Genomic DNA, 12,763 nt, shown 5'->3' with positions numbered 1-12,763 from the left:
TTTATTCAATTATAAAATCAATAAACGCGTTTAGGAAATCCTACAACGCGTTTATTTTAAATAACCAACTTACTCTTAATGAATGTCTAATCGAAAATTAAAAAATGTTCAATCTCATTAAACTTTTCTTCACTAATCGCATAACATTTTTTCAATGTTTTTGCATCCTTAAACTTACCTCCTAACGAACGTTTAAATTTTAAAATTGTGTTGACTTGTTGTTCCGTAAAGCCTAGTCTTATCCAATCTTCATGATTCAAATTATTCGGATTAAACTTTTCTGTTAACTCAATTTTTTCAACTTTATTTTCTACAATTTTAGATTCTACTTTTGGTAATTCAGCTTTATATTCAACATTATTTGGTAAATCAATATAAGGCTCCATTTCTTGATATTTTTCATCCGAAATTATATAGCATTTTTTTATTTGCTCTTTGGTTTTAAACTGACCACCCAAAATGGTTTTATATTTTAAAATAGAAATTGCTTGTTTTGACGAAAATCCTAACTTTTGCCAATCTTTTTCCGAATAATTATTTGGATTAAATTTAATATACTGAATATTTTTTCCAATTTGTTTACTTGATAATTTTTCGTCTTCTTTTGATTTTTCAGGCAATAAAATATAAGCTTTCATTTCTGCATATTTCTCATCATCAATCACAAAACATTTTCTAATTTGTTCTTTTGAAGTAAATTTTCCACCAATAATTTGTTTGTATTTCATAATTGTTTCAGCCTGTTTTGGAGAAAAACCAAGCTTTTCCCAACCTTGTTGAGGCAAATCATTCGGGTTAAAATTCTTATAAACAACTTTAGTTTTTGAAAATGTATAATCAATAAAATTTGATTTAGATTGTGTAGGTAAAAGAATAAACGGAGATAGTTCCCTGTACTTTTCTTCATCAATCACATAACACTTTTTGATTTGCTCTTTTGAGGTAAATTCACCCCCAACTATTCCTTTATATTTCAAAATAACTTCGGCTTGACGTTCCGAAAATCCTAAATTCATCCAATCTTCCAAAGACAAATCATTTGGATTAAAAGGTTTGATTGAATCTTTTAAATTATTTACAGAAGTTGTATTAAAAGCATAATTCTTAGAAGATATTTGATATTTAGCCAACAATACTTTATCCGTCTCTGTTAATTCATAAGTTTCTTTTTGAACTGAAATATGCTGAAAAATTTCAAACAATAAAATCAATACAAATAACAAATACAACCCAAATCGCTGTGATTTATTTAAATAAAAAGTAGACTTTTTCAAATATTTCATTTTAGTCAGAAAAGAGATGAAAAAAAATTATATACCACACCCTTACATTATCATTAAAAATGATATAACATTCAAATATTTAGCAAGTTAAGAAGAATAAAATAAATTATAGGTTTTAAATATTTGTAAATAACAAATTACAAATCAAAGACTGATTTTCGTTTGATAATAAAACAATCCTTTACCCAAAAAAAGAACAACATCATAAAATAGCCAACAAACGCTAAACCAAAAGTCGCGAAAGCTAAATAGATAAAAATAAATCGTAATTTAGCAACACGAACACCTATTTTATCTGCAAATCTCGAAATAACATTAAACCATTCTCTTTCTGCAAAATTTCTTATTTGATCTTTCATTTAACGTAAAATTTGTTGTCCGATAGCGCAATTTAAACATTTTTTCTCGGAGCAATATCTTTTTTTGAGTTGAATTAATTGTTGTGAATCTTTCGCAGTTTTATTTTCGAAGCCAATGCGTTCAAATTCATTCAAAATCGAATTATTTTCGGGATCCATTTCATTTAACAAATCAAGGTAAAAATCAATTTCAACTTCATCTTTTTGTCGCTCGAATGCATATCGTATTGGGATAATTGTATTAATCAACAAATTATTTATTTTGTCTTTTGAAAGATTTTTGAGTTGAAATTTAGATTCGTTTTTAAATGTATAATGTGTGTTCCAAAAAGAATTCAATTCTTGTTTGTTAAAAATTTTATAAAATTCTTTTAAATTTTTAGGTTGAATTATTACTGAAAATAAACTTAAATATTGCGTATAAATTGCGCCTAATTGCGCCAATCGAATAGTAGGAAAGCCTATTGGTCGCATTTTAGAAAAACGAAATAAACTATTTTCAATTGCTTGGATTTGATATTTATTTTTCAGAAAATTATATTCTTTTTTTAATTGATTAAAATATGCATTTTCATAATCTTCTTCCAAAAAACCTGCTTGTCCAAAAAATAAAGCCTCTACTTTTAACGCATCAAATTGTATCTTTTGCAACACGTTAAATGGAAAAGAATTTGACCACAATTCAAACGCTTCTACATTCACTTTTAAACCAAAATTTTTAGCTAAACTTTTGAACAATGTTTCTTCCCAATTCGAATTATTTTTTTCTAAAATGTGTAAAATATGTGTTGTTTTCTCTTCGAATCGTTCGATTAAAATTCGTTCAAACCAAAAATCAAATTGTTTAAAATCAAGTGTACTTAAAAATTCTTCGCAATAAATTTTATCCAATTTAGAATGAATAATATTTTGATAATTAAAAACAATTTCAGGTTTTACAAAATCTTGTAAAATCAAGGTTTGTACATTTCGTTGGCGTAAAATATCCACTTCACAATCATGGTTCCAAACCACATGTAAAATCACATTTTGGTACGCTAAATCATCTGAATGTTGGTGCGTCAGCCAATCCGACGAATTTACATGCATTTCTACACTACCAATCCATACTTTATCACCAATAATAATTTCTGCTTCCAAAAAATCTGGTCCTGCATGATGATTCAGTTTTCCAACCTTGATAATTTCAATAAAATCACCATGAAAAGTTTGCAAATTTTGATATAAAAATTGCTTCGAATTCCAAATATAATGTAGAAAAACCTCTTTCATAGGAAAAAGATAAACAGTTTTTTACAAAATTTAATTATAATAAACATTTAAAAATTAAATGTTTACAAATGAAAATAAATTATCTTAGTAACTTATTACTTTTATTACTATTTATGAAAAACTTTATACTTTCATCTGTTACAGCTTATTTCTTCTTTTCCTTTTCTGTAAATGCTCAAAAAGTTTTCACATCAGATGTCGATAATTTTTGGATAGCATATGATAAAATAGCTCAAACTAAAGATTCTGTATTGCAATATAAATATTTGAACGATGAGTATTTATCAAAAGGTACAGAAGGTTTAAAATTAATTAGAGAAACAAGAAATTATACCGAAAAAGATTATATCAATGCAATTAATTCTTATCCTAAATTCTGGAATTCGGTTCGAAAAAACACATTAAAATCTAAAAATATATCAAAAGATTTGAATAAAGGAATTAAAAAACTTCGATTGATTTACCCTGAATTGAAACCCGCTAATATTTACTTTACAATTGGAGCATTACGTACAAATGGGACAATAAAAGATAAAAGTGTTTTGATTGGAAGCGAGTTAGCCATGACGGATAAAAATACAGTTACAGACGAATTTCCTAAAAACCTACGCAACGCAAGACGTGTATATTTTGATAGCGAGCCTATTAATGATTTGGTATTATTAAATGTACATGAATATGTTCATACACAACAAAAGCCATTTGTAGACAATCTTCTTTCTTATGTTATTTACGAAGGTATTGCAGAATTTGTTTCTACAAAAGCAATGAATGTACCGTCCGCAGCTCCCGCTATTTCCTATGGTAAAAATAATAATGAAAAAGTAAGAGCGCGATTCGAACAGGAAATGTTTTATATGAATAACTTATATAAATGGCTTTGGGGAGATTCTCCAAACGAGTTTGGCGTGAGAGATTTGGGATATTATATAGGTTATCAGATAGCTGAAAATTATTACAATCAAGCTGAAAATAAAAAATATGCAATAAAAGAATTAATCGAGTTAGATTATGCAAACAAAACTGTTATTGAAGATTATGTCACTAAATCAAATTATTTTTCTAAATCTTTAGAAGAACTTCAAAAAGATTTTGAAAGCAAAAGACCTACTGTTCTTGGAATAAAACAGTTTAACAATTACAGTAAAAATGTTGATCCCAAAACAAAAGAAATCACAATCAATTTTTCTGAACCTTTAAATGGATTTAATACTGGAGTAGATTATGGTGAATTAGGCGAAGTCGCATTTCCTAAAAGTGATTTCAAGAAAAGATATTGGTCAAATGATAACAAAAGTTGGACAATTCAAGTAGAGTTAGAACCTAATAAAAAATATCAAATCCTAATTTCGAGTAATTTTAGAAATATGAATAATTATCCTCTAAAAAACTATCTGATAGAATTTGAAACTTCTAATTAGGTTTGAATAAGTAAAATCCTTGTCAAGGTTTTGAACTTTGACAAGGATTTTTTATTGTAAATTATATTTTTATTATTTCAATTCGTTTTTCAAGAATTTTCCTGTTACGCTTTTCGGATTATTCGCAATTTCTTCTGGTGTTCCTTCGGCAACAATTTTACCACCTTTTCCACCACCATCAGGACCAATATCTATGACATAATCGGCTAATTTTATAACATCTAAATTATGTTCGATAATGATTACTGTATTTCCAAATTCTACAATTTTATTGATGACTTTCATCAATACATTTACATCTTCAAAATGTAAACCTGTTGTTGGTTCATCTAAAATATAAATTGTTTTTCCGGTTTGTTTTTTTGCTAATTCTGTCGCCAATTTTACACGTTGTGCTTCTCCTCCACTCAAGGTTGTCGATTGTTGTCCAAGTGTGATATAACCTAACCCTACATCTTGCAACATTTTGACATAACGATAAATTTTCGGAATAGCTTCAAAGAATTCTACGGCTTCATTTACAGTCATCTCCAACACATCCGAAATCGATTTTCCTTTGTAACGTATCTCTAAGGTTTCTCTATTAAAACGTTTACCATTACATGTTTCACACTCGACATGAATATCAGGTAAAAAATTCATTTCTATCACACGCAAACCTGCACCTTGGCACGTTTCGCAACGACCTCCTTTTACATTAAATGAAAAACGTCCAGGTTTGTACCCTCTAATTTTTGCTTCGGGTAAATTTGTGAACAACGAACGAATATCAGAAAAAATACCTGTGTAGGTTGCAGGATTAGAACGAGGTGTACGTCCAATAGGCGATTGATCTACTTCGATTACTTTATCCAAATGTTCTAAACCTTCAATTTTTTTATAAGGCATCGGATCTTTTTCTGCACGGAAAAAATGATGATTCAAAATTCGATATAACGTTTCATTAATTAACGTAGATTTCCCACTACCAGAAACTCCAGAAACCACAACCAATTCACCTAATGGAATAGTAAGATTTACTTTTTTTAGATTATTTCCTGAAGCACCAAAAAGTTTTAGTTCGTTTCCATTTCCTTTTCGTCGTTCTTTCGGAACTTCTATTTGTAATTGATTATTTAAATACTTTGAAGTCAATGTATTTGATTTCAACATTTGTTCAGGTTCTCCTTGCCAGACAATTTGACCTCCATTTTTCCCAGCTTTAGGACCAACATCAATTACATAATCAGCTTCTAAAATCATGTCTTTATCATGTTCTACAACCAAAACAGAATTTCCGATATCACGTAATTTTTTTAAAGAATCAATCAAACGAACATTATCACGTTGATGCAAACCAATACTTGGTTCGTCTAAAATATACAAGACATTGACTAACTGAGAACCGATTTGAGTTGCTAAACGAATTCGTTGCGCTTCTCCTCCAGAAAGAGTTTTCGACGAACGATTCAAACTCAAATAATCCAATCCGACATCTAATAAAAATGACAAACGTGTATAAATTTCTTTCAGAATTTCATGTGCAATTTGTTGTTGATTAGCTGACATAGAAGCTGGCGCTTCTTCAATCCATTTCTGTAAAGATTTAAGATCCATTTCGGCAACTTCACCAATGTTTTTATCGTCGATACGAAAGAAAAGTGATTCTTTCTTTAAGCGTTTACCTTCACAAGTTGGACAAATTTCTTTTTTTCCAAACTTTTTACTAATCGAATTTGAAGAAGGATTGGTTTTATCTTCCATAATTTCAGAAAGAAATTCGTTTAATCCTTCAAAATCTATTTTATATGTTTTTTTGACTGATGCAAATTTCAAATCAACGTTCAAGGTTTCTTTCAAACCATTCATCACATCGTCAATTAATTCTTTTGGTAATTTTTTGAAAGCAGTCTTTTGATCTACATTATATTTAACAAAAATAGCCTCTAATTGTTTTTCGATTCGAGAAGAAGTTTTTAAGGCTTCAAATAATTCTTCTAAATTATCAAACAACGATTTCTCTTTATCTTGAAATAATTTTTCGTGATTCACTACTTTCAATTCGCCTAAACCAGTACAAGTTGGACAAGCTCCTTTTGGTGAATTAAACGAAAAAGTATTGGGTTCGGGTAGTGCATATGAAACACCTGTTGTAGCACACATTAATGAACGAGAAAAGAATCGAGATTCGTTTGTTTCGTAATCCAAAACCATTGTAATTCCGTTTCCTTGTTGCATTGCATGATCGATACTTGAGCGTAAACGTTGATCATTCACTTTCTCATTCAAAATCATTTTGTCAACCAACAACTCGATATCATGTGTTTTGTAACGATCTAACATCATTCCTGGCGCAATATCTTGTAACGTACCATCAATGCGCATTTCGAGAAAACCTTTTTTAGAGTAAGTCACAAAAACTTCACGGTAATGACCTTTACGAGAACGAACAATTGGTGCCAGAATAGCTATTTTTTTTCCTTCATATTGCGCACGAATCAGTTCAATAATTTGATCATCTGTGTATGCCACCATTTTTTCATTCGTTTCAACAGAATAAGCTGTGGACGCTCTTGCATATAATAAACGAAGAAAATCATAAATTTCTGTAATTGTTCCTACTGTAGAACGCGGATTCTTATTGGTTGTTTTTTGCTCAATTGCAATAACAGGAGACAATCCATCAATTTTATCAACATCTGGACGTTCCAATCCTCCTAAAAATTGACGTGCATAAGCCGAAAATGTTTCAATATAACGACGTTGACCTTCTGCATAAATCGTATCAAAAGCAAGCGAAGATTTCCCACTTCCACTTAATCCTGTGATCACCACAAGCTCGTTGCGAGGAATCTTAACATCAATATTTTTTAGATTATGTTCACGAGCTCCGTAAACTTCAATAAAATCTTTGTCCATGTTTGTTTGTAAGATTTGCAAAAGTACAAAAAAAGCCACATTTCTGTGGCTTAGTCTATTTTAAAAATTGTTAATTCTTTCTAATTTATTATTTTACAATCGGAATATAAATACGTGAAACAAGTTTTAAGCTATCTGTTTCTTTTGGATCATTCAACATCACTTCTAATTGTCGTTTTCCTAATTCTATTTTTTTCGATTGTGCGTAGTTTTTCATTTTCGTAATTGTTTGATGACGTTTAGAACGTGGTCCTATATGCAAGGTTAATAAATAATTACCTTCAGGCACAACTACTTTTTGCATTCCTTTTTGCAAAGGTAAGTCCTCTATTAATTGAATTCCTGAGAAAAAAGTAACCTGAGCTTTTTCTTTATTAAAATCAGTAAAATAGATATAAGGAAAACCTAAATCGAAATCGTACCCCCCTTCTTCCTTGTTGATTAAAGCTTTATAAATGGTTTCGAAAGATTCATCTACTTTTTCCATAATCACTTTATCAGAAAGTTTAGCTTGTTTTTTAATCGCTAATAAATTCGTTCTTCCTAAAGCTGTGATACGGAATTCACCATAATTTAGTCTTCCTTCTTTTTTATCATTATCTAAACGTATTTTAACTTGTTCGTTTAAATTATCTAATGATTCTTGAAACTTGGATTCTGGATTTTTGAAATAAGCGAAATAACGGTAAAAATAGGGAATCTCTTGGCTCAAATAATTTAGTTTAGCGATTGTTTTACCACTTTCATTTTGATCAAATTTCACATTCAAACTATCTAATTTTTCCCAACCATCATATTTTATTGTGTAATTCACGAAACGATTCACTGCAAAATTATCAATCGTTATTTTTCCCGAAGCAATTGCTGCATCATCAGAATCCCACGTAACCGAAATTTCATCATCATCTTGTGTATTCGTAAACTTTTTGATAGTCAATGAATCAGCTGCCGTAAATTTTTCCCATTTAGAAAACTGTCGAAGATTATAAAATTCATCATAAACCAATCCCACAGGCGCATCAAACTCATACTCGATTTCTTCATCAAACCGATCTGGCAATACGATAGGCAACAAAGCTATAATCGCAATAAGAATTACTAAAAGAAGATTTATTTGTTTCATTTATAAAATTAAAGTACAAAAATAGAAATACTTTACCGCACTCATAATATTAATCTAAATTAATGTTTTAAAATACTATATTTGATTAAATGAATTTAAACTTATGGACTTTACAAATTTAATTCAAGGAGCTATTGGTCAACAAGTTGTTGGATCTGCTGCGAAACAATTAAGTATTAATGAATCTCAAGCACAAAGTGCTGTTGCTGCGGCTGTACCTTTTTTATTATCAGCTTTAAATAAAAATGCACAAACTGGTGGCGCAGAAGGAATTTCGAATGCGTTAAAGCAACACGATGGTAGTATTTTAGATAATCTTTCTGGATTTTTAGGACAAGGAGGAAATCAACATGATGGTTTGGGAATTTTGAATCATGTTTTAGGTAATAAACAACAAAATGTAGCGTCTGCAATTTCTCAACAATCTGGTATAAGTGTAGGACAAGTAACACAAATATTAGCTTTGGTAGCACCAATTGTAATGGGATATTTAGGAAAACAAAAGCAATCAGAAGGTTTAGATTCTAACGGAATTGCTGGATTATTAGGCGGTTTAGTTGGAGGAACTTCCACACAATCAAATCAAGGAGGTGTAAACTTAGGAGGTTTTGAAAAGTTATTAGATCAAGATGGAGATGGACAATTAGGACTTGGAGATGCGATGGGATTTTTAGGCGGATTCTTCAAAAAATAATTCGATGTCTTAAATTGAATAAAAATATAAAATTTATCAAGCAGGAAAATTTCCTGCTTTTTTTGTTTCTAAAATTATCAAATTAAACAATCTAACCTAACTAAATTACTGATTTAACAATATATGAAACTTTTTATTATTTAAAGAATTAAAAAAACACACCTTCCTTGTATTTTTATAAAAAATTAAGCACAAAAAATCATGGATACTTTATTTTACACAGACGATTTTATTCAATCAATCCAATCAAAAAATCCGAATGAAAAAGAATTTCTGCAAGCTGTAGAAGAAGTATCTGAAACTTTATTACCTTTTATTGATGCTCATCCAAAGTATAAAAAATTTAAAATACTGGAACGAATTGCAGAACCAGAACGCGTTATTCAATTTCGAGTAACTTGGGTAGATGACAAAGGAGAAATACAAATCAATAAAGGTTATCGTGTACAAATGAATTCTGCTATTGGCCCATACAAAGGCGGTTTGCGTTTTCATCCTTCGGTTAATTTATCAATTTTAAAATTTTTAGCCTTTGAACAAGTTTTCAAAAATAGTTTAACAACATTACCTATGGGAGGCGGAAAAGGAGGTTCAGATTTTGATCCAAAGGGAAAATCCGATATGGAAATCATGCGTTTTTGTCAAGCATTTATGACAGAATTATCGCGTCATATTGGTGCTGATGTAGATGTTCCTGCTGGAGATATCGGTGTTGGAGCGAGAGAAATTGGTTATATGTTTGGACAGTATAAACGAATTCGAAACGAGTTTACAGGTGTTTTAACAGGTAAAGGATTAGACTTTGGAGGTTCTTTAATCCGTCCCGAAGCCACTGGATATGGATTACTTTATTTTGTAGAATGTATGTTGGCAGAAAAAGGGGAGAATTTAGAGGGGAAAATTATTACAATTTCAGGAGCAGGAAATGTTGCACAATATGCAGCAGAAAAATCAATCGAAATGGGTGCAAAAGTAGTAACACTTTCAGATTCTTCTGGGTATATTTATGATGAAGATGGTTTTGATCAAGAAAAATTAAACATCATTTTCAAAATTAAAAATGAAGATTACGCACGTATTTCTACTTATATTGATTATTATCCTAAAGCCAATTTTTATCCTAATCAAACACCTTGGAAAACCCCTTGTGATATAGCTTTACCGTGTGCAACAGAAAATGAATTAGATTTACAAGATGCGCAAACGTTGCATCTCAACGGATGCACGTTAGTAGCAGAAGGTGCAAATATGCCAACAACTCCAGATGCGATTCATTATTTTTTAAATCATCATATTTTGTACGGTCCTGGAAAAGCCGCAAACGCGGGTGGTGTCGCAACATCTGGATTAGAAATGTCTCAAAATTCGATTCGTCAAAATTGGAACAGAGAAAAAGTAAATTATCGACTAAAAGAGATTATGATAAAAATTCATCAACAATGTAAAAAGTATGGAGAAGAACCTCATCAACGTACTATAAATTATTACAAAGGAGCCAATATTGCAGGTTTTGTAAAAGTTGCTGACGCGATGATTGCGCAAGGAATATAAATAAAAAATCCATTTATATATTTAGTTTTCGAACTAAGTTTAAATTAAATTGTTTGTTATGAAAGCCTCTTAAATAGAGGCTTTTATTTTAGAGGTAACTCGATCTTAAATCCAATTCCACGAACAGATTCGAATTTTATTGTTTCATCGTTCTGAAAATATTTGCGCAAACGTGTCATAAAAACATCCAAACTTCGTCCCATAAAGTAATCATCTTCGCCCCAAATGGTTTCTAAAATTTCTTTTCGTGTGACCAATTTTTGATTATTTCGAATAAAATAAAACAACAATTCGGTTTCTTTTTCTGTGAGTTGAAAAAACTCATCTTTAAAAGATAAAGTCAATTGATTTCGATTAAAAACATAGGTTCCAATTAGAAATATTTCTTCTGAAATAGGATAATTTCTTCTCAAAATATTTTTGATTCTTAAGACCAATTCTTCAGGATCACAAGGTTTTGTAATGTAATCATCAGCACCCAATTTTAAACCTAAAACTCGATCAAAGCTTTGTGATTTTGCTGTTAAAAACAAATAAGGAATCGAAATCGTTTTAACCAACTCTTTTGCCAAAGAAAAACCATCAATTTCAGGTAACATTACATCCAAAATAATCAATTGAGCTGAAGATACAATCGACAAATCATTCAATAATTTTTGTGGATGATTGAACCATATTACTTCAAAATCAGAAAATTCAAGATATTGTTTGAGAACAGTTCCCAAATCTTGATCATCTTCTACTAAAATTATTTTAGTTTTCATTCGGCAAAACGATTAAAAATTGAACACCTTTTTCTTTATTATTCTCAACGTTGATTGTTCCTAAATAGCGTTCAATAATCTTTTTAACGAGATATAATCCAATTCCCAAACCACTTACATTTTGATTGATTGAGCGATCGACTCGATAATATTTATCAAAAATAAAAGGCAAATCATTTATAGGAATTCCTATTCCATTGTCTGAAAAATTCAATGTTATTTCTTTTTGAAATTTAAAATCTAATAAAATTTCAGAAGCACCATATTTGATAGAATTTTCGATTAAATTCTGGAAAATTTGTTGAAAATCTTTCGTTAGCAATCTTCCATTCTTTTCAAAAATAATTTGATGCGTGATATTAATTGCTGGAAATTGCAATTGTATTTTCTGAATAATCTCATTTAAAATCACTTCATCTAACAATTCATTATTTTCATCATTTTTTACAAAAATTGAATCAACTGTATTCTCCAAACGATTAATTTGACGATTTATCATTTCTTTGATTTCGTTATGTTGAACTTGATGTAAAGCAAATTTCATAGTCGTAATCGGTGTGTTCAATTCATGCGCAATTGAGTCGATGGTTAAATGCAGTTGATTGATTTTTTCTTCTTGTTTCGATAAATTTTGAATCGATTTCCAATATAAAAAAATGATTAATGCAATAATTAGTAAACTCACCACAATCAAAGGAATTATTTTTTTGAGCACTAAAAAATTCAAATTCAATAATTCATAGTTAGTTTGTGATTTTATTTTGTATTTATGTCGCTCACTTTTATCAATTCCTAAATCTGAATCTGTTTGATTACTTATATCATCAGAACTCCAAACACTTTGATTAATCGATTTTGGATGAATTATTTTGGTCGATGAACGATACATGACCAACGGTTTTTGGGGTAATAATTCTACATGATTGATTTCATCATAAACAGAATTAATTTCCATTTTTAACGCAATTTGATAATTTCTTTCTTTGGAATAAAAATCAATTAACGAATCTACTTTTGATGTAAATAGTTGATGATTATTATCTATGTTCAAACGAATAACATTCAGTTCATCAAACTGTTTTCCTTTTTCGTGCGATAATTTTTTAAAACTATTGATCAAATTATCTTCATCTATTGCTTTCTGAAATTCGTTCATTTCATTCATTACTTTCAATGCAATTTCAGCAGCTTCTTTATTCATATCTTTTTCCACTAACCGATACGAATTGTAAATGTAATAAACTTGCAAAGCGACTAAAATCAACAATACAAACGCAAATAAAATTGAATAATATTTTTTAGAAAGATTCATACTCAAAAATACATTGTTTTTCATCACAAAACTCACATTAACGCATCGTTAACCGTTCATTAACCGAAAAAAACGACGTTTAAAAT

The 12,763-nt window shown here is 29.7% G+C and carries 10 protein-coding genes; 3 read left to right on the top strand and 7 right to left on the bottom strand.

The features are described 5' to 3' along the window. Window positions 1-86: 86 nt before the first annotated feature. The 3 genes from IF125_RS00470 to IF125_RS00460 form a co-directional block, all read right to left on the bottom strand. Entirely contained in the window at window positions 87-1,274 is a 1,188-nt protein-coding gene (locus tag IF125_RS00470) for a helix-hairpin-helix domain-containing protein (protein ID WP_225541153.1), read from the bottom strand. A gap of 146 nt (window positions 1,275-1,420) precedes the next feature. Beyond that, a complete protein-coding gene (locus tag IF125_RS00465; RefSeq protein ID WP_171621958.1) occupies window positions 1,421-1,642 on the bottom strand; it encodes a PspC family transcriptional regulator in 222 nt (73 codons plus the stop codon). After that, the gene (locus tag IF125_RS00460) at window positions 1,643-2,914 is read right to left on the bottom strand and encodes a DUF2851 family protein (protein ID WP_225541152.1); all 1,272 of its coding nucleotides are present in this window, start codon (window positions 2,912-2,914) and stop codon (window positions 1,643-1,645) included. It lies immediately after the preceding gene. A 113-nt stretch (window positions 2,915-3,027) separates the two neighbouring features. Here IF125_RS00460 and IF125_RS00455 point away from each other — a divergent pair, with 113 nt between their 5' ends. After that, window positions 3,028-4,335, top strand: a complete 1,308-nt coding sequence (locus tag IF125_RS00455) for a gliding motility protein GldB-related protein (protein ID WP_225541150.1) — start codon at window positions 3,028-3,030, stop codon at window positions 4,333-4,335. 72 nt (window positions 4,336-4,407) lie between these two features. On the opposite strand, the gene uvrA is transcribed toward IF125_RS00455, so the two are convergent. Further along, window positions 4,408-7,233, bottom strand: coding sequence for an excinuclease ABC subunit UvrA (uvrA, locus tag IF125_RS00450; protein WP_225541149.1), 2,826 nt, complete (start codon window positions 7,231-7,233; stop codon window positions 4,408-4,410). Between the two features lie 88 nt (window positions 7,234-7,321). Continuing rightward, window positions 7,322-8,356: a GyrI-like domain-containing protein gene (locus IF125_RS00445; protein ID WP_225541148.1), complete on the bottom strand. Its 1,035-nt coding sequence runs from the start codon at window positions 8,354-8,356 to the stop codon at window positions 7,322-7,324. Between the two features lie 103 nt (window positions 8,357-8,459). Here IF125_RS00445 and IF125_RS00440 point away from each other — a divergent pair, with 103 nt between their 5' ends. Together IF125_RS00440 and gdhA are read left to right on the top strand one after the other, a co-directional pair. Then, complete coding sequence (locus IF125_RS00440) at window positions 8,460-9,050, top strand: DUF937 domain-containing protein (RefSeq protein ID WP_225541146.1); 591 nt, start codon at window positions 8,460-8,462, stop codon at window positions 9,048-9,050. Between the two features lie 201 nt (window positions 9,051-9,251). Beyond that, complete coding sequence (gene gdhA / locus IF125_RS00435; protein WP_171621953.1) at window positions 9,252-10,601, top strand: NADP-specific glutamate dehydrogenase; 1,350 nt, start codon at window positions 9,252-9,254, stop codon at window positions 10,599-10,601. An 83-nt stretch (window positions 10,602-10,684) separates the two neighbouring features. On the opposite strand, the gene IF125_RS00430 is transcribed toward gdhA, so the two are convergent. Further along, complete coding sequence (locus IF125_RS00430; protein ID WP_225541144.1) at window positions 10,685-11,365, bottom strand: response regulator transcription factor; 681 nt, start codon at window positions 11,363-11,365, stop codon at window positions 10,685-10,687. Continuing rightward, entirely contained in the window at window positions 11,355-12,701 is a 1,347-nt protein-coding gene (locus IF125_RS00425; RefSeq protein ID WP_225541143.1) for a sensor histidine kinase, read from the bottom strand. Before IF125_RS00425 ends, IF125_RS00430 begins: the two co-directional genes overlap by 11 nt. Window positions 12,702-12,763 lie beyond the last annotated feature (62 nt).

It is taken from the genome of Empedobacter stercoris (assembly GCF_020281205.1).
Lineage (GTDB): Bacteria > Bacteroidota > Bacteroidia > Flavobacteriales > Weeksellaceae > Empedobacter > Empedobacter stercoris.
The sequence above is the reverse complement of the archived record's forward strand: the minus strand, read 5'-3'. Positions and strand labels throughout refer to the sequence as shown.